The following is a 24,985-nucleotide window of genomic DNA, read 5'->3' on the forward strand; positions in this document are numbered from 1 at the left end:
ATGAGCATTCTGTCTCCCGCCACCAGCCAGAAGAAGCAACTGGAATACATCAATCGCACGGTCGACAAGAAGGGCATCCGCAAGCTGCTCGCCAAGATCTACGAAGAGCATGGGGCCGCCAAAACCGGCGCGCTGGCCAACGCCCTCAAAGATCTGGGCTTTCGCTACGCGACGCTTGCCGGCGTGACCATCTCGATCGACGATCTCTCCGTCCCGCCGACCAAGAAAGACCTGCTGGCTTCCGCCGAAAGCGAGATTGAAACCGCTACCCAGCGCTTTATTCGCGGCGAGATCACCGAAGTTGAACGCTATACCAAGGTTATCGACACCTGGAGCGATACCACTGAGCAGCTCACCAAGATGGTCATCGACCATTTTGATCGCCTGAATCCGGTGTATATGATGGCCTTCTCCGGCGCTCGGGGGAACATCAGCCAGGTGCGTCAGCTGGTCGGGATGCGCGGCCTGATGGCCGACTCGCAGGGGCAGATTATCGACATGCCCATCAAATCCAACTTCAAAGAGGGTTTGAGCGTTACCGAGTACATCATCTCCAGCTATGGCGCGCGCAAGGGGCTGGTAGACACCGCCCTGAAGACGGCCGACTCCGGGTATCTCACCCGCCGTCTGGTCGACGTCGCTCAGGACGTGATTATTACCGAGCCCGATTGCGGTACCCAGAACGGGATTCCGTTACAGGCCGTTAAAGAAGGCGAAAAAGTACTGGTCCCGCTGGAAGAGCGGATTGTCAGCCGCACCTCCGCCGTGGATGTCGTGACAAAGGACGGCGAAGTGTTGGTGCAGGCGGGTCAGGTCATTACCCGCACCCTGGCCCAGAAAATCGCTGACGCCGGGGTTCTGGAAGTGCTGGTTCGCTCTGCGCTTACCTGCGACACGTATTTCGGCATCTGTCAGCAATGCTATGGCTGGTCGCTGACCAATAATCGCCTGGTCGATATCGGCGAAGCCATCGGCATTATGGCTGCACAAAGTATCGGGGAGCCCGGAACACAGCTCACCATGCGCACCTTCCACACGGGTGGGGCCGTCAGCGGGAGTAGCGGCGGTCGTGAGGCGATTCGCGCCAAAAACGACGGCGTGGTCGTCAAGGCCGTGCGCACCCGCGATATCCGCACCCGCCACGGGGATGTCGTCAATGTAACGGCCAAAGATACCATTCTGGAAGTTAAAACCAAGGACGGCGTCGACAAATATAACCTGCCGGTCAACACGACGGTGCTGCTCGGCGAAGAAGGCGCCAAAGTGAAAGCCGGCGATGCGCTGGCCGAACTCGATCCATTCCTGGCGCGCGGCAGCGCCCGTCGCCTGACGGAAAAAGCCACCAAGGACATCAACACGGCCCGCAGCGGCGAAATCCACTACGACGGCTTTGACGCCGACGAAAAACGGGATCGTCAGGGCAACATCAGCCGTACGGCCAACCGCGCCGGTACCATCTGGGTGCTGGGCGGCGATGTGTACAACCTGCCCTCGGGCGCCAAGAATCTGGTGCAGGACGGCGCGTTTGTCGAAAAGGGCGAGGTGCTGGCCGAGTCCCTGCTCATTAGCGAACATGGCGGCGAAGTGCGCGTGCCGGAAAGCCTGACGACCGAAACCATGAAGGTCGACGGTAAAACCGTTAACGCCATCACCGGCGGCAAGGAACTGACGATTATCATCGCCTCGATTCAGCCGTCCAACGCCGAGCTGGCCCTCACCAAGAAAGAGCGCCTCTGGAAGGTCAACGACAAGAAGATCGATGAGACGTTCATCATCAAGGCGCCCGATCGCACGACCGTTGAAAACGGCAGCATCGTGGCCGAACTGATTGACGATACGCTCAGCACCACCACCAGCGGCGAAATCCGCTACGAGGATCTGGAAGTCGACGAGCAGCGCATCATTACCAAGCCCGGCAAAGTCTACTTCATCCCGGAAGAAGTGCATCAGGTCAGCAAGGATATCTCGCTCAAGATTCCCGGCGTGGAATCGGGGCAATTCGTGCAGGCCGGCACCGAAGTGGTCAAAGGCGTTGTCACTCGCACCGCCGGGATTCTCGAACTGGTTGAAGAAAATGACATCGTGCGCGAAGTCATCGTGCGCCCTGGCGAACTGTTTGAAGTCTCCGACGTCACCACGCTCAACGTCGATGACGGGGCCGTGGTTGACGCAGGCGCTGAAGTCGCGCCGGGCGTCGTCGCCAAAGAGCGCAGCATGGTCACCATCAACTTCCAGATGGACATGCCCGAAGAGGCTGAGTTCGACGCCGACGAAGTCGACGAATCCGAGGTCAGCGAGTACGCCGAAGTGATTCTGCGTCCGGTGCAGGAGTTCTTTATTGAACCGCGCGAAGTCAACATCGATTTCGAATCCACTGAGCCGACCAATATTCGCATCGTGCCCATTACGCAAATCCAGTTCAACGACGGCGATCGCGTGCGCCAGATTGAAGGCGCGCCGCTAATCCGCACCAGTCTGGTTATCCAGATGAGCGGTTTCCTGGAGCGGCTCAAAGGCTTGGTGGAAATCGAGGAGTCGAGCGACGATAAATCCGCCGCCGGCATCATGAAAATCGTTGTGCTGGAAAACCTCACGATCCGCCGCGATGCGCCGGGCGACCTGAATCTGGGCGAAGATTCGGTGCAAACCCACTTGCTGGTTAATGACGGTCAGCAAATTGAGCCGAAGACCCCGCTGGTGAAAACCCAGGCGCTGGCCAAAACCGGCGGTAAAGTAAGTCTGGGCGCGGCTGATGGCGAGCGCGACGTGCGCCGCCTGCTGCTGATTAGCCCGGACCACTTGAAGTCGCTGGATCTGGCCGAATCCTGCTCCCTGAAGAAAGACGATTTCGTCAAGGTCGGCGACTTGCTCGACGGCAGCACGCCTTCGCCGGTCTCTGGGCGCGTGGCGGCGATTGAGAAAAATCGCATCACGCTGCGTCAGGGCCGTCCGTACCTGATCAGCGCAGGCGCCCAGCTTCAGAACGAGAATCGCGCAATCTGTCAGCGCGGCGACCTGATCGCGACCCTGATCTTCGAACGTCAGAAAACCGGGGACATCGTCCAGGGTCTGCCTCGGGTTGAAGAGCTGCTGGAAGGCCGCAAACCCAAAGAAATCGCGATTATCGCCAAGCACGACGCCGCTGTTGAAATCGTCGATGACGAGGAAGGCCTCAAGGTCTACATGATCAGCGATCATGGCCGCGAGGAACTCCAGATGCCCATCGGCTCCAACATTCTGGTGGAAGACAAGCAGCACGTGCGCGCCGGTCAGCCGATTACGGACGGGGCCGTGAATCCGCACGAATTGCTGGAAGTCTCGGGCATTGTCGCCGTTCGCAAGTATCTGGTCGACGAAGTTCAGCGGGTCTACCGCTCCCAGGGCGTCGAAATCGCCGACAAGCACGTGGAAGTCATCGTCCGTCAGATGTCGAAGAAGGTTCGCGTGGATGAAGGCGGCGACACGGTGCTTCTCATTGGCGAACTCGTCGACGAGAAAGACCTGAATGAGCATAATCGTCGGCTCGAAAAAGAGCAGATCCCCGCTCAGGGCTCGCCCGTGCTGCTGGGGATCACCAAGGCGAGCCTGAACACCGAGAGCTTCATCTCGGCGGCGAGCTTCCAGGAGACGACCCGCGTACTGACCGAGGCCGCTGTCGAAGGCAAGAAAGACTACCTGCGCGGCCTGAAGGAAAACGTCATTATTGGTCGCCTGATTCCAGCCGGCACCGGCTTCCCGCATTTTATCGACGAGCGCGTCGATATGATCGAGGAAACCCAGAACGCCAGCAAATCGGGCGCGCGCAAGCCGTCGGCGATTCTCGAAGAAATCGAGAGCATGTTCGGCTCGCCCGAAATCACGCCGGAAACGCTCAGCGACTTCCTGCTCGATGACGACGCCACGCTGGTCAGCGGTATGAGCGAAGAGAAAATCGACGCCGCCGCAGAAGACGACGAGGAATAGGCCCGCTTTGGCGGCGGACGCGGCAGACGGCGATGAATACGGCGATTGGCCTGTATAACGTCGCGCTGTGGGCGGCTCTCGTTCTGCTGGCCCCGGTCATCGCAATCTGGTTGGCCTTTAGCCAGAAACTCCGTTCGGGCTTGCGCCAGAAACTGGCCCTGTATCCGCCGGAGTTTCTGGCGCAACTGCAAACCCTGCGCCAGAGCGGTAAGCCGGTGGTGTGGTTTCATGCCGTTTCGGTCGGCGAATTTAACGCCATTCGCGCGCTGGTCAAGCGTCTAAACGACGCCTGCCTGCCGGTGATCTCCACGACCACGCACACCGGACAAGGCCTGGCCCGCCGGGTGTTTCCCGATCTGCCGGTATTCTACTTCCCGCTGGATTTTGCTCCCTTTGTGCGGCGCGCGCTCGACGCCGTTCGCCCGGATCTGGCCGTGCTGGTGGAGACCGAAATCTGGCCCAACTTTATCCATATCGCCACGCAGCGCAAGGGCGTTCCCGTGATTCTCATCAATGGGCGTCTGTCGCCGGGCTCTTTTAAGGGATATCGCTGGCTTAAGGCCCTGATGGCCCCTGTTTTACGCTGCTTTGACGACTGCTATATGCAGAGCGAATCCGACGCGCAGCGGCTCATTGCGTTGGGAGCCCCGCCGGAAATCGTCCATGTGGCGGGAAATCTCAAGTTTGATATGCCTCCGGCGGCGGATGACGCGCATAAAACCATCCTGCGCCGCCTTCTGGGCTTTGGCCCGCGCGATATTGTCGTTACGTTTGCCAGTTCGCACCGTGGCGAAGAAGAGCTGCTGTTGCCTGTTTTCCTGACCCTGCGCAAGGATTTCCCGGAGCTGAAGTTTGTCATTGCGCCCCGGCACCCCGAACGCGTCGCCGAAGTCCGGGCGTTGCTGAATGCGCGCGGGCTGCCGTATCGTCTGCGCAGTCAACTGAGCGAGGCGCAGCCCAACGAAGCGCCCTTTGTGATTCTCGATACGATAGGCGAGCTGGTGACGGTGTACGCCTTGAGTACGCTGGCGGTCATGGGCGGCAGCTTTGTCGAGCATGGCGGACAGAATCCGCTCGAGCCGCTGAGCCGTAAAATCCCGGTGATTTTTGGGCCACATATGTTTAATTTCGCCGATATCAGCCAGCGCATTCTCGAACATCATGCGGGGATGCAGGCCCAGACGCCGCAAGACGTCATTTCGCTGGCCACGCAATTACTCACGCAACCGGAAAATTACAGCGCCGTGGTGGAAAACGGTCAGCGCCTGCTGCAAGACAATCGCGGCGCGCTGGAATCCCTTGCCAGAGCGATCCAGACCCGCGTCGGGGTTGTTTCGCCGCCAGAGCCGCCGGTATGATGCCTTCATGACCCGGCAGGACGGGTCTTGAGGGCGAAGCCCTCAAATAAAGACAGGGTAGGCCTCGTGGGCTGGAACGCCCCCCGAAAGGTTAACCCGAGATGACGGGGCGTCATAAAATGTGAGGGGCTGGCCCGCCAGAACCAGACGGGTCTGGAGGGCGAAGCCCTCAAATAGAGACAGGGTGTGCTTCGTGGGCTGGAACGACCCCCGAAAGGTTAACCTGAGATGACGGGGCGTCATAAAATGTGAGGGGCTGGCCCGCAGATGAGCCCAACCAGAGAATCAGACGGGTCTTGAGGGCGAAGCCCTCAAATAAAGACAGGGTAGGCCTCGTGGGCTGGAACGACCCCCGAAAGGTTAACCTGAGATGACGGGGCGTCATAAAATGTGAGGGGCTGGCCCGCAGATGAGCCCAACCAGAGAATCAGACGGGTCTTGAGGGCGAAGCCCTCAAATAAAGACAGGGTAGGCCTCGTGGGCTGGAACGACCCCCGAAAGGTTAACCTGAGATGACGGGGCGTCATAAAATGTGAGGGGCTGGCCCGCAGATGAGCCCAACCAGAGAATCTCAGACGGGTCTTGAGGGCGAAGCCCTCAAATAAAGACAGGGCGGGCCTCGTGGGCTGGAACGGCCCCCGAAAGGTTAACCCGAGATGACGGGGCGTCATAAAATGTGAGGGGCTGGCCCACCGATGAGCGCAGCCAGAGAAGCAGACGGGTCTTGAGGGCGAAGCCATCAAATAAAGACAGGGCGGGCCTCGTGGGCTGGAACGGCCCCCGAAAGGTTAACCCGAGATGACGGGGCGTCATAAAATGTGAGGGGCTGGCCCACCGATGAGCGCAGCCAGAGAAGCAGACGGGTCTTGAGGGCGAAGCCATCAAATAAAGACAGGGTGTGCCTCGTGGGCTGGAACGACCTCCAAAAGGTTAACCTGAGATGAGGGGGCGTCATAAAATGTGAGGGGCTGGCCCGCCAGAACCAGACGGGTCTTGAGGGCGAAGCCCTCAAATTAAAAGACAGGGTGGGGGCTCGGGGGCGGGAACGGCCCCCGAGGGGTTGACCTGAGATGACAAAGCCAGCGCCGCCGGCGTCTGATAAAGTCTGGCGGCGCTTACCCGGCCTCAGTTGCTGGCGGCGGCGCGCATGATAAACGGCAGGCATTCTTCGCGGATGGTGACGTCGAGAGGCGTCTTGCCGATGACATCGCCGTCCGCCTGAACCGCCGTCACGGGTCGGGTTTTGACGCGCACGCGCTTGCCCCGGAAATGCTCCAGCGGCAGCAGGGGATTGCTGAAATCCTGCGTCATGAGCTGTAACATACTGGGAATGGCCGCCAGCGGGTTGCTTAGGTCCAGAATGCAGACGTCCAGCCATTCATCTTCCAGATTTTCCTGAGAGGGCGTCGAAAAGGGATTGAACGAGGTCAGGAAATCGCGATGGTTAATAATCATGACGCCGCTGGCCTGTCGGCGCAGGCGCTGGTCGTCGATCCAGATATCCATGGTCATGACGCGGGCCCGAAAAATCTGACGGATGCCCTCTAGCACATAAGCCAGCCCGCCCAGGGCTTTTTTCCGTTCGGAGGAGGTCTGCTTCATAATCGTCGCGTCGATGCCCACGCCCACGGCCAGCGTGAAAAATTCCCCGTTATTGAGCGCGCCCAGATGCATGCGGCGTCTCTCGCCGTGAAGCAACACCTCGCAGGCGCCTTCAACCTCTGCGGGGATATTCAGGGCCGAAGCCAGCAAATTGCCAGTCCCCATCGGAATAATGCCCAAGGCCAGCGGCGCATGCTTTAACGCAATAGGAATCAGCATGCGGGCGGCCCCGTCGCCGCCCACGCCCACCAGCACGTCGGCGGGTTGTTCTGCCAGCGCGGCCTCGATAACGCCTGCCACCGCTTCTGCCGATTCCGGCGTGACAAAGCGGCAGTCAGCGCCAGCCATTGCTTCGCTGATCTGGCTTTTGAGCGCATCAATGCTGTCAACGCCGCTGGCGTTAGGGTTCAACGCGAACAGGTACGAGCGCGCGCCTGCGGCCTCGGGTGATCCCTCTTCTGTCATAAAAGCGGTTTCCTTTGCTGCCAGTCTCTGGTGCATGCCTCTTGTGTGGCCCCATTATACGCCTCTTTCGGCGCTCAAATGAACGGGAAGCCCCGGACGATTCTGACAGCGCCTGCTTTGCCAAGATTTGTAAAAAGGGCGCCGCAGGAGGCAATTTGAATCTTTATATTGTTTTTATTATTTTAAGAGAAAGCGAGTTTTACGTTTCTTTCTAGCCATCGTGTTGCGTTGGGAAGCCTCCATATCTTCCCCCGCGTCCATTTGATATGCATTAGCGAGAGGAGACCACGCAGTGAGCAGCGGCATTCCAGTAACTGGCGCAGGTCAGCTCAATTATTTCAATTATCCGTGGTTAAAAGGCCAATACTCCTATGAGGTGTATAAGCCCTGGGACAACATGAACCTCAATTATCCCCTGCTGGCCCAGTCGATGACGGTTGGCCAGTTGATGAACGGTCCTGTCAACAATTCTCGACTGTTGAACGAATTTGGCATTCTCAATATGCCCCAGACTTCCGGCGGCTTTGGCGGCGGCGGCGGTATGTCGGGCGGATTAAGCAACCCGTTTGATATTTTTGGCGGCGGCGGTTTTGGCGCAGGCTTTGGCGCGGGCGCCGGCGGCGCGGCTGGCTTAGGCGCCGGCGGCGGATTCGCCAATTCCGGGATTCCAACCGGTTTATTGGGCGGCGCTTTCTCGCCTTTCAATAACTATTCGCTCGGCGGGCTTTTCCCCAATGCGCCGACGCAATACCCGAACGCCAATTCCCTGTTGACGCTGGATCCGGTCAATCGCGCATCGCTCGCCAATGAGTGGGGCGCCATGAATATCGGCTTCCAGTTGACCACCGGGATTGCCCCTAAATACTCCCAGTTCTTTATGTAACCCGACTCTTTCTCCGTATTCGCCACGGTCTTGGCCCGTACCATCTCGTTGCCCGCGCCGGGGTTCGGGGTTCTCTGGCGAATTTCGGGCGCTGCGGACCAAGGACCATTTCGGAAGGCGTTCGTCCTGGCTTCAGGACGGGCGCTTTTCGACATCTGGGATATAAAATGCGCAGGGGGCGCTGGCTATTCCAGACGCCCCCTGTGCGAGATGCTTTGTTGTTAGGCGCGCGTGGCGGCCAGATCGGTTTCCACAGCGCCGGTTTTCATGATGTTGAAGTTGCTGACCAGCAGCTCCAGCACGTTGGGCGAGATAAACGCCGGCAGCGCCGGCCCCAGACGGATATTGCGCAGTCCCAGGTGCAGCAGGGTCAGCAACACGGCGACCGCTTTCTGTTCGAACCACGACACGACCAGCGACAGGGGCAGGCTGTTGACGTCCGTGTCCAGCGCTTCGGCCAGCGCCACGGCGATTTTGACCGCCGAGTAGCTGTCATTGCACTGGCCCAAATCGAGCAGGCGCGGAATGCCTTCAATATCGCCGAATTCGAGCTTGTTGAAGCGATATTTGCCGCATCCCATGGTGAGGATCACGCTGTCATCGCCGGTGGAGGTCGCAAAGCGGGTGAAGTAATCGCGGTAGGATTCCGCGCCGTCGCAGCCGCCAATCACGTAGAAGTGATTGATTTTACCGGCCTTGACCAGTTCCAGCACCTTGTCGGCCACGCTCAGCACCGCGTTATGACCAAAGCCCACGGTGATGAATTGCTCGGGTACGTCCGCCGGGAAACCGGGCATTTCCAGCGCGCGCGCGATGAGTTTGCTGTAGTCGTAGCCCTCGATATGCTGCACGCCTTCCCAGCCGACGACATCCATCGTGAAGATGCGGTCGTTGTACTCGCGCAGGGGCTCTTTGAGGCAGTTGGTCGTCATCAGAATGGCGCCGGGGAATTCGGCGAATTCCCGCTGCTGATTCTGCCAGGGGCCGCCGTAATGCCCAATCAGGTGAGAAAAGCGTTTCAGGCCGGGATAGCCCAGCGCGGGCAGCATTTCGCCATGGGTGTAAACGTTGACGCCTTTGCCTTCGGTCTGCTTGAGCAGCTCGTAGAGGGCTTTGAGGTCATGGCCGGAGACGACGATGGCTTTGCCCGCTTTTGGCGTCAGACGCGCCTGTGAGGGAACCGGATGGCCGAAGGTCTCAGTATGGGCCCGATCCAGCATTTCCATCACGCGCAGATTGCATTCGCCGGTGCGCATGGCCAGCGTTACCAGAACGTCCAGCGGCTGCTCTTCCTTGGTGAGGTAATCGAGCGCTTCATGGACAAAGGCGTAGACGGCGTCGTCTTCGTAAGACAGCATGCAGGCGTGGTGCGCGTAAGCGGCCAGGCCCTTGATGCCATATACGATAAGTTCCTGCATCGAGCCGACGTCCGGGTTCAGTTTGGCCAGACGGTTGGGGATAGACGTCTCTTCGCCCTGTTTCAGAAGGGTGGCGACATCATCGGTAAAGCGCCACTCGGCTGGGCCGTAGAAAAGCTCGGGCGTTTTACCCTGGGCTTTGCAGGCGTCGGCATAGAGCGTGCGGATGCGCTGGAGCGTGGCATCCAGCTTGCGCAGGTCGGCGACGTGGGCGTATTTGTCGAAATTGACGTTGGTCAGCGTCAGAAACAGCGAGGCGAAGGTCTCGCGGTTGACCTGGGCGTCGTTCACGCCCAGAGCGCGGGCGCGATGGGCGATCATCGAAATGCCTTTAATCGCGTGCAGCATTAAATCTTGCAGGGCGGCGGTTTCCGGCTCCTTGCCGCAGATGCCCATGGTCGTGCAGCCCGTGCCGCGCGAGGTTTGTTCGCATTGGTAACAAAACATACTCATGATGAGGGGGTCCTTTTCTATCAACACATTCCAGGAACAAATTCTATGGAACGGCGCGTTGCGCATCGCAGCGCCTGACCGTGATTGTGGGAATAACTATCCCAGCCTCGTCAGCTTAAGCCGAATCGTTGGCCGGCTGCATTGACTTTAGTCAACGCGTCAGACACTTGCCAGGGTATTGGCGGCATTTGCCGAATCAAGTCCCTTGCTGCGGGCGTTTTGAGGCGCTTTCGCTCGTTATTCAAGTTTGAATCGCCGGGGTCGATAGAGAGACAACTCTCTGTATGCGCGATTTGAGCATTGATGGATAACAGTGAGGGAATTGTGAATGCGATGGAAGAATAGAGACCGTTTTATGGGCAGTGCGGCGGTGGAATACACGCTGGGCGCCAGCTTTATGCTAGGCGCTGTCGCCCTGTTCCTGACCCAGAGCCAGTGGATGCCGATGTTGCAGGAGTTGCAGGCGCGTTATCTGCACGGCGATGTAAAAGAAGCCAAATCAATGAACGTCCGCGCGATGGGCGATATCAGCGATATGAGCGGCGCCGTGCGCAAAGTCGGCTCGCAACAGATCTGTTTCCAGAGCGGGGTTTGCGTCAATATGCCCCTGATCCCCAATAGCGGCGCTGTTGCGGATACGGCGGGCGGCCTTGGCGGCGATCTAATCGGCGCCTACGCAAAGAGTTTTCTGGAAATGGCTGAAAAGCTTCAAAAAGAAGACGGAAATCCCAAGACGATTGATCTCTTGAAGAAACTGGCCGCAGAATTCGAGAAGATCTCTACGAGTTTTACCGAAGCGGAGGAGATTCTCCGAAAATATCAATGTGATATCCGGAATTGCGACGCGTCCTTTTTCACGCAGGAAGAGCTGTTTAAGCTGGCGTATTTCTCGTATGAATTGCCAAGAAAAAATTTCCAGAACCTGATTTCCGCCTATTCCAATCTTATGAATTACATTGATGGCCATCCGGGCGCCTTAAGAGGTTTTCCAGAGTCCAAAGATCTCATCAATCTGCACTGGAAGCAGGCCTTTGCCGTCGTGAAAGGGGTCGATCTGTGTCCCCCCAGCTCGTGCAAAATGAAAGGCAGTAAAGAAACCTACGTAACGCCTTTCAATATCCGGACGGAAACCAAATACAACAAGCGCGGCGCAGCGTATTCCGTGACGAATTATCGGGCCAACGGCGCTAATATGTACCGTAGTTTCACGCTGCCCAATGGAAAATATCGCCAGCAAATCTACATCAACGGCGGCTGGCAGCCTTATAGCGGCGCCATTCCAGAGGGTCTGGAACAACCGCTGCATATGACGTTTACCGACTTCCACATGACGCCGGCGATGTTCAAGAATCTGGCCAATCAAATGGCGCAAACCGCTGCCAGCGTTTGCACCAATAATGATCCAGCCAACTGCATTATCAGCGCTTTTCCGGGTGACGAAAGCTGGCTGGATCAAGAGGATTCCTCTGATCCCGCCGATGATTCCTATGGCGCTTCTACCGGCGGCGGCGGCGGTGGCGCCAACGCTGCTGCGAAAGCAGCCGAGAGAGCAGCCGAGAAAGCCGCTCGTCAAGCTGAGCGCGAAGCCGAAAAGGCTGCTAGAATAGCGGCCCGAGAAGCTGCGAAGGCCGCTGCGAAGGCTGCCGCAAAGGCTGCCAGGGCTGCTAACGGTGGCGGCGGCGGTGGTGGCGGCGGTAAAGGCGGCGGTCGTCTGGGTGGTGGCGGTAATAGCGCTACGAACGCCTCAGGGACCTTTTAAGAGTAAGCAGCAAGCTGATAGCGCCTTGTTCGCCGGGAAACTCCCGGAGAATGGGGCGTTATCGCTTAGGAGCGTCCTGGCTTGAAAATGCCCCCTGCAGGAGGCGATCGCCCTCTGGCGTCGTTATCCGGCTTGTGGTTTGATAAATGCCGAGCGCCCGCCGCAGCACAGGAGAATTGCCGCTATGACTACCCCCGCCTACGCTATCGCCGTTCTGCCCGGAGACGGCATCGGACCCGAGATTGTGGAGCAGGCTGTTAAAACGCTCAAAGCCGTGGAGCGTAAATTCGGCGTCTCGTTTACGCTGGAATACGCGCCCATCGGCGGCGCGGGTATCGACAGCGACGGCGCGCCCCTGCCGGAAAAAACGCTTGCGCTGGCAAAATCCGCGGATGCCGTCTTGCTGGGCGCTGTCGGCGACTATAAATACGACCAGCTCGACCCGGCAATTCGCCCGGAACAAGGCTTGTTACAGATTCGCAAGGCGTTGGGGCTGTTTGCTAATCTGCGGCCGGTCAAGGCGCACAAGGCCCTGCTGCACGCCTCCACGCTGAAGTCTGAGATTGTTGACGGCATCGACATCATGGTCGTTCGCGAGCTTACCGGCGGGCTGTATTTTGGACAACCCAAGCGCCGCGAGGCCGATTTTGCGCTGGATACCATGAGTTACGCGCGCGCGGAAATTGAACGCATTGCCCACGCGGCCTTCAAGCTGGCCAAAACCCGCCGCTCGCAAGTCACGTCTGTCGACAAGGCCAACGTGCTGGCCACCTCGCAGCTCTGGCGCGAGATTGTCATTGAAGTCGCCGCCCAATACCCCGGCGTTACGCTTGATCACATGTACGTCGATAACGCCTCGATGCAGTTGATTCGCAATCCCAGGCAATTTGACGTACTTCTGACCGAGAATACCTTTGGCGACATTTTGTCGGATGAAGCCTCGATGCTCACCGGCTCGCTGGGCATGTTGCCGAGCGCCAGTCTGGGCGAGGGCAAACACGCGATGTACGAGCCCTCTCACGGGTCTGCGCCCAAGTACGCCGGACAGGACAAGGTTAATCCCATTGCGCAGATTCTGTCGGCGGCGATGATGCTGGAGCATTCGTTTGCGATGCCGCAAGCGGCCCGGCAGATCGAACAGGCGGTCTCCCACGCGCTGGATGCAGGCTACCGCACGTATGACATCGCCGAGAGCGGCGCGCGCGTGGTCGGCACGTCGCAAATGGGGGATGCGGTTGCCGAAGCGCTGTTGGCGTTGCCCGAGACAGTTTCGGTATAAACGCGAGCGTTTGACGCCGTTAGAGATGCTGATATGACGACGGGCATCCTGCTGATTCACGGTATGCTGGGGTCGCCGCGTGAATTTGACGCGGTGGAAGCCGCTTTCCGGCAACAAGGCTATGTCACCCGGGCCATCAGCCTGCTGGGGCATGGCAAGCGACGCGATCGCCCCTTGCGCGAATTTTCGGCGGAAGCCATGGTGCAACGGGCCATCGCCGATTATCACGCTTTTGCGGAAAAGAGCGGCGCGGATCGCATTGTCGTCATCGGTCATTCTCTGGGCGGGGTGTGCGCATTGAGCATTGCCGCAGAGAATCCGCCTTGTCTGGCGGGCGTGGCGTCGTTGTCGGCGCCTTGCAGTCTGGCCTATACAATTAACTATCATTGGGGCGTGTTCCGCGTGCCGCCGTGGTCGCTGTTGCGCGGCCTGTTTTATCTTGCCGATCAGGTCACGGGCTTTGAACGGCCACAGCTTCGCCCCTGGGAATACGCGCGTATCGCCCGAGAAGGCAGCGACCTGCTGGCGCGCTTCGCCCAACGACTGCCAGAAATCCGCGTTCCTACGCTGTTGGCGCATTCTCCTTGCGATTTGGTTATTCCGTTTGGCGAGATGGCCCGCCTGGCCGAGGCGCTGGTTCACAGTCCTCGGGTCGAGACGCATGCGCTGGAGCGGTGCGGGCATCAGGTGTTCCCGGTGTCGGGGGAATCACGCCGCACGCTGGAAATTCTCAGCGGATTTACCCACTCGCTGGTCGGCGATTCTATCGTCCAAAGGTAAGCGCGGGCGCGTTTTGCATATCCGCCGGTTGCATCCGGCGCGCCGTCCCGGTATTCTGCCCGCAGACAGGACGCGGCGCAACGCCAAGACAGAGGACGCAGAGGCGATGTTCGGACGATTTATCGTCAATTTCGGCAAACTTAAACGCTGGCTGGTCGGCAAACCGCTGGCGAGCCAACTGGAGCGTCATGAGCGCCTGAATATCCCGCTGGGGCTTGCTGTGTTTTCGTCTGATGCGCTCTCTTCCACCGCGTACGCGACCGAAGAGGTCTTGATCGCTTTGGTGGGCAGCGCCTTTGCCTTGCAGGCCGGGATACTGTCGATTCCGGTGGCGCTGGCGATTTGTCTGCTGATCGCCATTGTCGTGATTTCCTATCGTCAGGTGATTCACGCCTATCCGCAAGGCGGCGGGGCCTATATCGTCGCCAAGGAGAATCTGGGGCGTCTCGCGTGCCAGGTGGCGGGCTCGGCCTTGCTGATTGATTACATCCTGACCGTATCGGTCAGCATCAGCGCGGCGGCGGCCAACCTGATTTCGACCGGACTGGTACCGCCAGAATGGCGCACGTCGATTGCCTTGTGGCTGGTGCTGGCCATCACGCTGCTCAATCTGCGCGGCGTGCGCGAATCCGGCAAAATTATCGCCTTTCCCGCCTATGCGTTTATCGCTTCGATGGCGATCGTGATGGCGTGCGGCTTGTGGCGCATTGCCCATGGCGATGTCTCGCAGCCGACGTTCGTGCCGTTTTCTGCGGGCGCGTCCGACGCCGATCAGTGGACCGGCGCGCTGGTAGCGCTTGCCCTGCTCAAGGCCTTCTCACACGGATGCGCCGCCCTGACCGGGATTGAAGCCATCTCCAATGGCGTAACGGCTTTCAAAGAGCCGGTCGTCGAACGCGCCAATCGCACGATGGCCATTATGGGCCTGATTCTCGGCGCGGTGTTTCTCGGGATGACCTGCCTGGCTTATTACTTTCAGGTCGTGCCGCATCCCAACGACACCGTCATTTCGCAAGTCGCGCGCATGGCGTCCGAGGCGCTGGGGCCGGGCGCGCAGGCCCTGTACTACGTGACCGTGTTTGCGACGATGACGATTCTGGCGCTGGCGGCCAATACCAGTTTTGCGGGCTACCCGAGGCTGGCCAGCATGTTGGCGCATGACGGGTTCTTGCCACGGCAGTTGATGAATCAGGGGGACCGGCTCGTCTTCACCAATGGGATTCTGTCGCTGGGGCTGCTGTCGGCGTTGTTAATCTGGCTGTTCCATGGCGATACCAACGCTTTGATCCCGTTATACGCGGTTGGCGTGTTTCTGTCGTTTACGCTGGCGCAGGCGGGGATGGTGCGGCATCATTTGCGGCATCGCGAACCGGGTTGGCGCTATGGCGTGCGGATTAATGGCTTTGGCGCCGTTGTGACCGCCATCGTGACGTTGATTCTGGCCTTCGAGAAGTTTACCGAGGGCGCGTGGATCGTCCTGGTCGCCGTCCCGGCCTTCATCCTGATTTTCCGGCAGATTGAGCGGCATTATCGCTCGATTTCCCGTCAGCTCGCCTTGCCCGACAAGGGCTATTGCCCGGTGACGATGGAGCATACGGCGCTGGTGCTGGTGTCATCGCTGCATCGCGGGACGCTGCCGGCGCTGGAGTATGCCAAGACCATTTCCGGTCACGTCGAGGCTGTCCACGTCGAATTGAATCCCGAAGGGACCGAACGCCTTAAAAAGGCTTGGCAGGAATGGGGATGCAGCATTCCGCTGACGATCCTCAAGTCGCCCTATCGCTCGCTGACCAAACCGCTGATGGATTACATTGACGTGGTGGAAGAGCGCTCGCCCCACGATCTGGTGACCATCATCGTGCCGGAATTCGTCACGCGGCGCTGGTGGCATAACTTTCTGCACAATCAATCGGCCTGGCTCATTAACGAGTTGCTCAAGTATCACAAGGGCAAGGTCGTCACCACGGTCCGCTTCTTTCTGGAAGAATAAGCGGATCCGCAGGCGATTGTTTGGAGGAGACCTCTCCTTCAGGCGAGGGATTTTTCGCCGTTTGCGCCAAGGAATTTGCCGCAAGTCATGCTTGCTTCTGTAGAATGGGAAGCGTCGGCTTCGGTTGGACGCAGGGCGCGTATGGCGCGGCGAAGGGACGGGAGAGAAACGCGATGATTCTGGAAGAGTTGCTGCAAGAAGTGTTTCGCCGCAAAGCGAGCGATTTGCACTTGAGTCTGGGCCTGCCGCCCGTCTTTCGCGTGGACGGCAAGCTGATTCGCGGCGACTATCCGCCGTTGTCGAAAGAAGACGTCCACCGCCTGATTTTCAGCATGTTGACCAACGAACAGCGCCGCGTACTGGAGCAGGACTGGGAACTGGATTGCTCGTATGGGGTTTCGGGGCTGGGCCGCTTTCGGGTCAACGTCTACAAAGAGCGCAGCACGTATGCGGCGGCCTTGCGCTCCATCAGCACGGAAATTCCCAGCTTTGACAGTCTGAATCTGCCGCCTATCGTGAAAGAAATCGCGGATCGGCCCAAGGGGCTGGTGCTGGTGACCGGTCCGACCGGTTCCGGCAAGTCTACGACGCTGGCCGCGATGGTGGACTATATTAACAGCCAGCGCTCAGAGCATATTCTGACCATCGAGGATCCGATCGAGTTTATTCACTCGTCCAAACGCAGCGTCGTTCACCAGCGCGAACTGGGGCAAGATACCCGCAGCTTCTCCAAGGCGCTGAAATCCGCCTTGCGCGAAGACCCTGACGTGATTCTGGTGGGTGAGATGCGGGACCTTGAGACCATCGGCCTGGCGCTGACCGCCGCCGAAACCGGTCACCTGGTCATGGGCACCCTGCACACCTCCAGCGCCATGCAGACTGTTGACCGGATTATCGATGTTTTTTCCGCAGACCAGCAGCAGCAGGTGCGGATTCAGCTTTCAAACAGTCTGGTGGCGGTCTTTTCGCAGGCCCTCCTGCCCAGAGTCAACGAGCTGGGCGAGAAAAAAGGCCGCGTTATGGCGCAGGAAATCATGATCGTCACGCCCGCTATTTCCAACCTGATTCGTGAGGGGAAGGCCGCGCAAATCTATTCGGCTATTCAGACCGGGGGTCAGCACAATATGCAGACCATGGAAATGGCGCTGAAAGCGCTGGTGCAGTCAAACAGCGTGGAATTCGAGGATGCGCTCCTGAAAACCACGCGCCCGGAAGATTTCAAGCGGCTGCTCACCGGTATTCAGACCAAATCCTGACCTTCGGCGACGGGCAGGCAGGACACGGTATAATACTCGCACGATCTCAAGCGCGAAACGCCAGCCTGTCAGGCCATCGACGGCGGTCCGCGCGTGTCTGGGAAGTCGCCCTGTATGTTATTGCTCCTGTCGGAATACCTCGAAAATCTGGCGCAGGAGCGCGGCGCGTCCGCTAATACGCTATCGGCTTATGAGCGCGATATTCTGGCGTTTCTGGATTTCTTTTCCGAGCGCCGTCACGGGGTTGCCCAGATTACGACGCGTCACGCGCACCAGTATCTGGCGCATCTGCGCAAACAGAATAACGCGACGTCCACGATTCTGCGTAAAACCAGTAGTATTCGCGGTTTCTATCGCTGGATGCAGGAGAAAGGGCTGGTGCAGGACAACCCGCTTGCCTTCCTCGAAGCGCCGCGCCGTCCGCGCATGCTGCCCAAAGCCCTTTCGGCGAGCGATGTGGCGCGCATGCTGAACTTCAGCGATCTTGACCCGATGGATCGCGCGATTCTCGAACTGCTGTACGCCTGCGGCCTGCGCGTGTCTGAGCTGACGTCGCTGCGCGTGGCCTCGCTGGACTTGAAGGCGGGTTATCTGCGTTGCTTCGGCAAAGGCGGGAAAGAACGCCTCGTACCGATGGGCGACGCGTCGATCGCCATTCTGCGCGAATATCTGGAGGGCAAGGGCCTGACCGCGCACCCGCACGGCGAGCGTCCGCTGTTTTCGCGCGCGGATCGCCCTGAGGCCATTAGCCGAAAAGACGTCTGGGAACGCGTAAAAGCGCTTGGGCGCAGAATATCCCGGGATATTTCGCCGCATACGCTGCGCCACAGTTTCGCGACCCATCTGCTCGAAAACGGCGCGGATTTACGCGTGGTTCAGGAGCTGCTCGGCCACAGCGATATCGCCACAACGCAGATTTACACCCATGTGAGCAAAAAACGCGCGCAGCAGGCGCATCGACAAGCGTTTGACGCGTCGCCGCGACAGGGCACATATTAAACAACCCCGTGGCGCATTGCCGCCCGTCTTCGCGGCGCGTAAAATGCCCCTATGAAGATTCTGCCGACCGTTTTTCGCGCGATGGCGCGCCATTGGCGTTTTGTGCTGCTGACCCTGCTGGCGCTGGCGATTCTGACGGTCAGCCTGATGAATTTCTATCGCTCTGAGCCGGTTTTGGCCGTGCAGGCGCAGCGCCGCGACGCGTTGATCACGCTGACGGTGACGGGCGCCATCGCGGCAGACAATACCGTATCGGTCACAGCGCCCTTTCAGGCGCGGATTACGGCGATTCATACGCGTCAGGGCAATGCAATCTCGGCGGGTCAGCCGCTGGTGACGCTGGAAGCCGACGACTCCGCCGCCGCGCTGGCGCAGGCCCAGGCCCAGATGCGTGAAGCGCGCGCCGCGCTGGCCTTTGTATCGCAAGGCACGCGCCCCGAAGACCTCAGTCGCCTGAAAAGCCGTATTCAGGAAGCGGACTGGCAGCGCACCCAGGCGCAAGCCGCTCTTAAAAGCGCGCAGGCCGACGCCGATCAGGCGCGTCGTTATGTTGAGCGGATGACGCCGCTGGCCAAAGACGGGGCCATCAGCGCGAATGAGTATGACGCTCTGAGCGCGCGCGCACAGGCGGCGGCTCAAACCGTTTCCAGCCTGCAATCGGCGATGGCGGCTTCAGCGGCGCGCGCGCAGCAGGCGCGAGACGATTATGAGAAAGGCCGCGTCGGCCCCACCGGTCCTGAGCGCCAACAGGCGAGCGCCGCTTACGAGGCGGCCCGGCAGCGTGCGCGCATGCTGGCTGCGCAACTGGGGCAACGCGTCATTCGGAGTCCGCTGTCGGGAATCACGCTGGCCCGCCTGCAAGAGCCGGGCGATATCGCGATGCCCGGTCAGCCGATCCTGCGCATTGCCGATCGTGGCACGCTGGAAGTGGAGGCCTATGTCGAAGAAAGCGAGTTAAGCCGCATTGCGACCGGCCAGCACTGCGAAGTCGTGCTTGACGCTAGCCCGGAAACGCCGCTGGCCTGTGTCGTGCGCGAGATTGGCGACGAGGTGAACCCGGACAACGGCACGGTCATCGTCAAGGCGAATATCGTCTCACAGCGGCCCGAAGCCAGCCCTTCGCGCCTGTTGTCGGGCATGCAGGCCGATATTACGTTTATGACCGGCTCGCTGCGCCAGGCAATTACCTTGCCCGCGACCGCCGTCGAAAAAGCCGGCGCCGGCTGGCGGACCTACGTTATCTCTCAGGGCAAGGCGCATGCCCGCGCGGTGACGGCGCGCCGTATTTCGCTGGAAACCGTTGAGATTCAATCCGGTTTGCAGCCCGGCGAGTGGGTGGCGCGCGCCGCCTCTTCCGATCTGCTGGCCAAGCGTCGCGTGGTCGCCCAACCCGCCCCTTCTCCTGACGATAAGTCGCGCGCGGCCAGCAAGCCGCCTTCACGGTAAACAGTGCGTTTTGACGCCGCGCTCGCCGAATAAAAAAGACTTATTTTAGCTTCTTCTTATCTTTTCTGTATTGTTCATAGCTGAATTTTTGAATCACATTGAAATCTAAAAGATAAATATCGGCGTTATCTGTCTGTACGGATACCGGCCCGGCAAAGAAAGAATGAAGGGGGTCTAAAGAATCCACTCGATTTCGCTGAGGATCAAATATAAACACGCTTCGAAACGTCTTTTCTCGTTGTTCCCATGCGCCCCCTCCTATAATTATTATTTTTCCATCCGGCAAAGCAAAGACCGCGGGACTAGATTTTGGCTGCGGAATTGTATTAGCGACAGAGGAGGTCTTTTGATTTAAATCAATAATTTCAATGGGCTCTTTTTTATTGAAATAGGGATGTTCGTGGAACGTTTCGCTATCCAAATCCTCTATAGTTGGATCAATCCCCCCAATAACGGCGACTTTATCACCCTTGAGGGGGATTAATGCGGTTTTAGAATTTCGTACAAACTTTAAATTGGTAACAGAGGTTGTTTTATAAGTTTTTGTATTAAACAACTCAACCAATGTCACATGGGGTATCGGCTTGTACTCCCCTTTCTTAAAAATAGGGCGAGGAACCGCAAACGATCCGCCCGCAATCAGAATGTTGTCATCCGGCAAACGGAGCAGGGTATGGCGATTCCTGGGAATTATCAAGTGGCCCACAATTTTTATCTCATTAGTTTTAGCGTCGAAGAGCCAAATGCGATTGCCAGTCGTATCTTTTTGCTGCTTAGCGAAACCACCGATAAAGAATACGCGGCCATCTGGCAACATAATTCCAGAGGTCCTGGAAGTAACTGCACTTATATTAAAAACCGGCGTAAACTTTTCGGTTTTAAGATCCAATATTTCTGCGACCTCTTCCCTACATTTATCAGAAGGATTCTCCGTTATAGAACCTCCATAAATCAAAATTCTCTTATCTAAGAGCTGGAGCATTTCTGGCATAAAACGCTCGCAAACCAGCTTTCGTTTTGTTGGGACAATTCTGTTTTGCTTTATGAGATAAAAATGCTCAGGGCCAATCAATAATCGCCCATCTTTCAAATCCAGGACAGAATTTAACCGGTATATTGAGTCATAGGTACGCAACACCTTAAAATATTTACTGCCCCTACCCATTAAAAAGAAGGAAAGCGCTAACAAGCCTACAAGAATACTGACAAGCGCTAGAATTGTCCATTTGAGTAACGCTCTGCCGCTCAACGGGCGGGATTGCTTGTCAGGAGAAGACACCGGTCGTATCCTTTTGCCTTTGTGACTCTCACTTAGTATAAGACAAAGGGCTTAGCGCTGTGAAGATTGTAGCAATTCTCTGGATGGCTTGTCAGGCTTGTAAAAGAATCTCTGAGTTGAGTGGGTCTACACGCCAAGTATTTTAAAACGTGTTCTGCTCAGGGTAAGATCACTTGATTCGGGGTTAAATACAGTCTTTGATTAGATTTTCTTGAAAGCCGGCAGATTTCGCCGTCTTCTTCATGCCGCCCGATCAAAGGAATTGTCGTCGCTGTGGGGCGTCAATTTTTCGAGAGTTCAATCGCTGGCACGGTCCTCAGCCCGCGAAAAACACACTTGGTTACAATGCGATTCGCCCGCTTTCTTTTCGGGCATAGAACCCATGGGTGTGATTATTAACCTCTCCTTTTTCTTTCTACGCTTTTTGGGCGGCGTGTAGGGCGTCGCCCTTTTTATTGGCGCGCACGCCGTTTGTCAGCGTTGGGAGAGGAGCAGGGGCGGCGAGGCGCTTTCCAGTTGCGGCGCTATCTGGGCTTCCACCACCCAGCGCGCAAAGGCGAAAGATGCCGTAAAGGCCGGAGAAATCGCGTTGAGCACGTGCGTGGAGCGCGGGCCCGGCTGCACGACAAAATCGTTTTCGAGCGTGCGGGTTTGGGTGTTCAGCAGTTGGGCGCGAATGCCTACCTTGGCGCTGGCGACCATATCGGCGCTGCGCAGGCGCGGAACCAGCGCGCGCGCGGCCTGGGCGAAAACAGGCTTCAAAAATCGCAATGCTTCCTGATGCGCAAACGTGCGAAAACCGCCTGAATTCAGGGCGTATTGCTCCAGCAGACGCGCGCCGATGACAGGCGTTTCCCAGGGATCGAGTCCGCGCAGCGCCCCGTAATGCTCGCGCCCAAACGCCGGAATTGCCGTCGGCCCCAGATAAATATTGCCGGAATACCCCTTGGTGAAATGCACGCCAAGAAACGGCACGCGCAAATCCGGCACGGGGTAGATATGGCCGCGAATATTCAGCGGGCAATGCGGCGACAGATTGTAATACAGCCCCTTAAAAGGAAGAATCCGGTACTGACGGCCCACGTTGAACGCATGCGCCAGCGTGTCGGCGTGCAAGCCCGCCGCGTTAATGAAATGCCCGTAAGACCAGCGCGCGTTGCCAGCGTAAAATTCGCCGCGCCCCGGCTGCAACTCGCGCGCCGGCGCCGCCAGATGAATCCTCACGCCTTGCGCGGCGCAATCGTCCGCCAGTTGGCGAATAATAGCGCCAGGGTTGAATACGGCGGTGTCAGGCGAATGCAAAGCCCGACCCGTGACGGTGTGGGCTTCTGGTTCCAGCGCGCGCAAGGCGTCGGCGTCAATCAGCGAGACGTTTGCGCCGTTGTTCTGGCCGCGCGAGCAGAGTAAATCCAGCAGCGCGTCGTCTTCTGCGCGCACGGGCAGTACGACTTTGCCAACGCGATTCATGGGCAGGCCGCGTTCCTCACAATAGGCCGCAAGCAGCCGGGCGCCTTCTACGCAGACGCGGGCTTTGAGGGTCTGCTCAGGATAATAAAGGCCCGCGTGCAGCACGCCGCTATTGCGCCCGCTGGAATGCCGGGCGAGTTCGGGCTCTTTTTCAAAGACATCAATGCGCGCTGTCGCATAGCGCTGGCGAAGCTCCCATGCGATGGTCAAGCCAACGATGCCAGCCCCGATAATGGCGATGTCGGTTGTCTGGCATCCGGCGGGGGCGCTCATGGGGCGACGGGTCCTCTCTCTCGATAGCTGTCTGGCGTAAGGGTCAGGGCGTTGGCAGGACGCCGACAAATGGCAAATTGCGGTATAAACCGGCGTAATCCAGCCCGTAGCCCACCAGAAACTCGTTTTGGACGGTAAACCCGCAGAAATCGATGCTTAAATGACGCGCCTCTTCGCTGCGGGTTTCGGGCTTGTCCAGCAAGACCGCCAGCTTGAGCGAGCGCGTGTGATGCAGCGAGCGCAGGTACTCCATAAAGAAGCGCAGCGTCAGGCCCGTGTCCATAATGTCCTCGACGATCAGCACGTCAGCGTTTTCCAGATTCGGCAGCGTGAGGTCGACCGGCTTGACCGCGCCGCTGGATCGCGTCTGATCGCCGTAACTGGCCAGACGAACGAATTCAATCTGGCAGGGCATCGTCAAATGGCGCGCCAAATCCGCGAGAAACAGGAATGAGCCTTTGAGGATGGCGATCAGCGTCAGGCGTTGGCATCCGGCGTAAGCGGCGTTAATTTCGCAGGCCATCTCCGCAATGCGCGCCTGAATTTGCTCGGCGCTCAGGCGTACGGCGATAGCGTCCTGGGCAAGCGGCTCAACGGCATGAGAGGGCTGGGCGGAAACGTCAGACATAAGGGCAGGCGCTCGCAGGCTTAGTCGGCGGAGGACGATGGGACCGGGGAAGCGCTCGCGTCCGCCGTGGCGTCTGCGGCGGGCTCCCGCTCCAGTTGCAGGCGATGCGTGGGACGACCCTGCACGCGCAGCTGTTCGCAGACGCCAACGCCAGCCACCCAGAGCACGTCCTGCCCATAGGTCAGCAATAGCGTGCGGTCGCGCTCAAAACGCGGGACGCCGCGATTAATAAAATAGTTTTTAAGCCGCATCGGTCCCGACATGCCAAACGGATGGATGCGATCGCCGGGGCGGCGCGTCCGTAGCGTCAGCGGACGATCGCGGAACTCGGCGAGATCGACGTAGGCTTCCAGACTTTGCTCAGGCCGCAGCAGGCCTTGCGCGGCGCGTTCCTGCTCGGTGAGTTCGTCGATGCGAACCCGTAAGCCCAGTTCTGCAAGCGCGTATTCGCCAGGGCCTTGAACAGGCGTCTCGATCAGGGCTTCTGGCTCCTCGCCCTCCTGCGGGCGATTCAGTCGGTTGGACGACACCACGCTGATGCGGTGCTTATAAAGCGACAGAAAGCGCGATTCGCCACCTCCGGCAGGCGTTGCGCCCCCCGTGACGGAAGATTCTGCGGTATGCAGTTTTTCCAGATGCGGCTTTTCCAGCGACATGAGCGCGGAACTGAGGTTGCGGCGGTTTTCGCCTTCGATAAAGTCAATGACGTCTTCAATACGATGAAAATCCGGCTCCAGTCGGTGAAGCGTCAGAAAACGCTTGACGATGCGCCGCTGATAGGGACGCGCAAGCTGATTAAACGCGATGGCGTCCAGCGAACCGCCGTCTTCGGCGTAAAACACGCGCTGCCAGACGTCTTCCATTTTGTCGCGAAGAATGGTCAAATCGCCTTCGCAGACGTCGCGCAGGCGCAGCAAGGCGTCATCAATCTGCGGAAAGCGCTCGCGCAGGAAGGGCAGCGCCTCATTGCGAATCATATTGCGCTGATAGCGGCTCTGCGAGTTGGTCGGATCCCGAAAATATTGTAAATGATGCTGCTCCGCGTATCGGCGCACGTCTTCGCGGCTCACGTCAAGCATCGGGCGAAGCACAGGCGGCGCACTCAGCTCCTGAAAAACGTTCAGGCGTTTCTGAATGCCCGAAAGCCCTTCAATGCCGGACCCGCGAAACAGTCGAAACAACAGGGTCTCAATCTGGTCGTCGGCCTGATGCGCGGTGAGCAGCGCATGGGCGCCCACGTCGCGCGCAAGGCGTAAGAGCGACTCATAACGGGCTTCTCTGGCCGCCGCCTCGGTCCTGGGTAAGCGGCGATCGGCGGGAATCATCACCAGCGGGACTTTGAGCCGCGCGCAATGCTGATGCAGCAAGGGCAGCTCGTCAAGCAGGGATTCGCGCCAGCCATGATCAAAATAAGCCGCCGTCAGCGTTAACGGGCGTTCGGCGCGTAGCGAGCCCAGCGCGTGCAGTAAGACAGTCGAATCCAGCCCCCCGGAAAATCCCAGGACTAGCCGCGTTTGGCGATCGTCTCGCAACAGACCCTCGGCTTGCAGGTTCTTGAGGACGATTTCGGGCAAGGGAAGCGTCATGCGGGCGGTCCAGTATTAAGCGGATACGGGGATCATGCGGCGACTATACCCGAAAGCCCCCCGTCTCTCAAGAGGCGGCGGCCCTGCGGATGGGAACTTTT

At 58.6% G+C, this 24,985-nt stretch carries 16 protein-coding genes; 10 read left to right on the forward strand and 6 right to left on the reverse strand.

Annotated elements, in window-relative coordinates:
* Both IPK79_10155 and IPK79_10160 read left to right on the forward strand, forming a co-directional pair.
* A complete protein-coding gene (locus IPK79_10155) occupies positions 1–3,963 on the forward strand; it encodes a DNA-directed RNA polymerase subunit beta'' (protein ID MBK8190797.1) in 3,963 nt (1,320 codons plus the stop codon).
* A gap of 32 nt (positions 3,964–3,995) precedes the next feature.
* The gene (locus tag IPK79_10160; GenBank protein MBK8190798.1) at positions 3,996–5,321 is read left to right on the forward strand and encodes a 3-deoxy-D-manno-octulosonic acid transferase; all 1,326 of its coding nucleotides are present in this window, start codon (positions 3,996–3,998) and stop codon (positions 5,319–5,321) included.
* A gap of 1,125 nt (positions 5,322–6,446) precedes the next feature.
* Here the strand turns inward: IPK79_10160 and IPK79_10165 are convergent.
* Positions 6,447–7,388: a hypothetical protein gene (locus IPK79_10165; protein ID MBK8190799.1), complete on the reverse strand. Its 942-nt coding sequence runs from the start codon at positions 7,386–7,388 to the stop codon at positions 6,447–6,449.
* A 292-nt stretch (positions 7,389–7,680) separates the two neighbouring features.
* Between IPK79_10165 and IPK79_10170 the strand changes: the two genes are divergently transcribed.
* Complete coding sequence (locus IPK79_10170; GenBank protein ID MBK8190800.1) at positions 7,681–8,271, forward strand: hypothetical protein; 591 nt, start codon at positions 7,681–7,683, stop codon at positions 8,269–8,271.
* Positions 8,272–8,492: 221 nt separating this feature from the next.
* Here IPK79_10170 and hcp read toward each other — a convergent pair whose 3' ends face one another.
* Positions 8,493–10,136 (reverse strand): hydroxylamine reductase, encoded by a 1,644-nt coding sequence (hcp, locus tag IPK79_10175; protein ID MBK8190801.1) that lies wholly within the window; start codon positions 10,134–10,136, stop codon positions 8,493–8,495.
* A 361-nt stretch (positions 10,137–10,497) separates the two neighbouring features.
* Between hcp and IPK79_10180 the strand changes: the two genes are divergently transcribed.
* From IPK79_10180 to IPK79_10210, 7 genes are all read left to right on the forward strand, one after another.
* The gene (locus IPK79_10180; protein MBK8190802.1) at positions 10,498–11,901 is read left to right on the forward strand and encodes a hypothetical protein; all 1,404 of its coding nucleotides are present in this window, start codon (positions 10,498–10,500) and stop codon (positions 11,899–11,901) included.
* A 184-nt stretch (positions 11,902–12,085) separates the two neighbouring features.
* Positions 12,086–13,180 (forward strand): 3-isopropylmalate dehydrogenase, encoded by a 1,095-nt coding sequence (gene leuB, locus IPK79_10185; GenBank protein ID MBK8190803.1) that lies wholly within the window; start codon positions 12,086–12,088, stop codon positions 13,178–13,180.
* 33 nt (positions 13,181–13,213) lie between these two features.
* On the forward strand, positions 13,214–13,960 hold the full coding sequence (locus IPK79_10190) for an alpha/beta fold hydrolase (GenBank protein ID MBK8190804.1): 747 nt from the start codon (positions 13,214–13,216) through the stop codon (positions 13,958–13,960).
* A 106-nt stretch (positions 13,961–14,066) separates the two neighbouring features.
* The gene (locus IPK79_10195) at positions 14,067–15,950 is read left to right on the forward strand and encodes an APC family permease (protein ID MBK8190805.1); all 1,884 of its coding nucleotides are present in this window, start codon (positions 14,067–14,069) and stop codon (positions 15,948–15,950) included.
* 173 nt (positions 15,951–16,123) lie between these two features.
* Positions 16,124–17,206, forward strand: coding sequence for a type IV pilus twitching motility protein PilT (locus IPK79_10200; protein MBK8190806.1), 1,083 nt, complete (start codon positions 16,124–16,126; stop codon positions 17,204–17,206).
* A 114-nt stretch (positions 17,207–17,320) separates the two neighbouring features.
* Positions 17,321–18,205: a tyrosine recombinase gene (locus IPK79_10205; GenBank protein MBK8190807.1), complete on the forward strand. Its 885-nt coding sequence runs from the start codon at positions 17,321–17,323 to the stop codon at positions 18,203–18,205.
* 51 nt (positions 18,206–18,256) lie between these two features.
* Positions 18,257–19,651 (forward strand): efflux RND transporter periplasmic adaptor subunit, encoded by a 1,395-nt coding sequence (locus tag IPK79_10210; protein MBK8190808.1) that lies wholly within the window; start codon positions 18,257–18,259, stop codon positions 19,649–19,651.
* Positions 19,652–19,691: 40 nt separating this feature from the next.
* On the opposite strand, the gene IPK79_10215 is transcribed toward IPK79_10210, so the two are convergent.
* The 4 genes from IPK79_10215 to tilS form a co-directional block, all read right to left on the reverse strand.
* Positions 19,692–20,930, reverse strand: coding sequence for a hypothetical protein (locus IPK79_10215; protein MBK8190809.1), 1,239 nt, complete (start codon positions 20,928–20,930; stop codon positions 19,692–19,694).
* Between the two features lie 474 nt (positions 20,931–21,404).
* Positions 21,405–22,670: an L-2-hydroxyglutarate oxidase gene (lhgO, locus tag IPK79_10220; protein MBK8190810.1), complete on the reverse strand. Its 1,266-nt coding sequence runs from the start codon at positions 22,668–22,670 to the stop codon at positions 21,405–21,407.
* Positions 22,671–22,713: 43 nt separating this feature from the next.
* Positions 22,714–23,298, reverse strand: coding sequence for a hypoxanthine phosphoribosyltransferase (gene hpt, locus IPK79_10225; GenBank protein MBK8190811.1), 585 nt, complete (start codon positions 23,296–23,298; stop codon positions 22,714–22,716).
* A 20-nt stretch (positions 23,299–23,318) separates the two neighbouring features.
* Positions 23,319–24,884 (reverse strand): tRNA lysidine(34) synthetase TilS, encoded by a 1,566-nt coding sequence (tilS, locus tag IPK79_10230; protein ID MBK8190812.1) that lies wholly within the window; start codon positions 24,882–24,884, stop codon positions 23,319–23,321.
* Positions 24,885–24,985: the final 101 nt, after the last annotated feature.

Source organism: Vampirovibrionales bacterium (assembly GCA_016712355.1).
Classification (GTDB): Bacteria; Cyanobacteriota; Vampirovibrionia; order Vampirovibrionales; family Vampirovibrionaceae; genus JADJRF01.

Coding starts and splice junctions, on each gene's coding strand:
- IPK79_10160 (MBK8190798.1), top strand. CDS start 3,996: ATGAATACGGCGATTGGCCTGTATAACGTCGCGCTGTGGGCGGCTCTC.
- IPK79_10195 (MBK8190805.1), top strand. CDS start 14,067: ATGTTCGGACGATTTATCGTCAATTTCGGCAAACTTAAACGCTGGCTG.
- IPK79_10205 (MBK8190807.1), top strand. CDS start 17,321: ATGTTATTGCTCCTGTCGGAATACCTCGAAAATCTGGCGCAGGAGCGC.
- leuB (MBK8190803.1), top strand. CDS start 12,086: ATGACTACCCCCGCCTACGCTATCGCCGTTCTGCCCGGAGACGGCATC.
- IPK79_10155 (MBK8190797.1), top strand. CDS start 1: ATGAGCATTCTGTCTCCCGCCACCAGCCAGAAGAAGCAACTGGAATAC.
- IPK79_10210 (MBK8190808.1), top strand. CDS start 18,257: ATGAAGATTCTGCCGACCGTTTTTCGCGCGATGGCGCGCCATTGGCGT.
- hcp (MBK8190801.1), bottom strand. CDS start 10,136: ATGTTTTGTTACCAATGCGAACAAACCTCGCGCGGCACGGGCTGCACG.
- IPK79_10180 (MBK8190802.1), top strand. CDS start 10,498: ATGGGCAGTGCGGCGGTGGAATACACGCTGGGCGCCAGCTTTATGCTA.
- IPK79_10200 (MBK8190806.1), top strand. CDS start 16,124: ATGATTCTGGAAGAGTTGCTGCAAGAAGTGTTTCGCCGCAAAGCGAGC.
- tilS (MBK8190812.1), bottom strand. CDS start 24,884: ATGACGCTTCCCTTGCCCGAAATCGTCCTCAAGAACCTGCAAGCCGAG.
- hpt (MBK8190811.1), bottom strand. CDS start 23,298: ATGTCTGACGTTTCCGCCCAGCCCTCTCATGCCGTTGAGCCGCTTGCC.
- lhgO (MBK8190810.1), bottom strand. CDS start 22,670: ATGAGCGCCCCCGCCGGATGCCAGACAACCGACATCGCCATTATCGGG.
- IPK79_10190 (MBK8190804.1), top strand. CDS start 13,214: ATGACGACGGGCATCCTGCTGATTCACGGTATGCTGGGGTCGCCGCGT.
- IPK79_10165 (MBK8190799.1), bottom strand. CDS start 7,388: ATGACAGAAGAGGGATCACCCGAGGCCGCAGGCGCGCGCTCGTACCTG.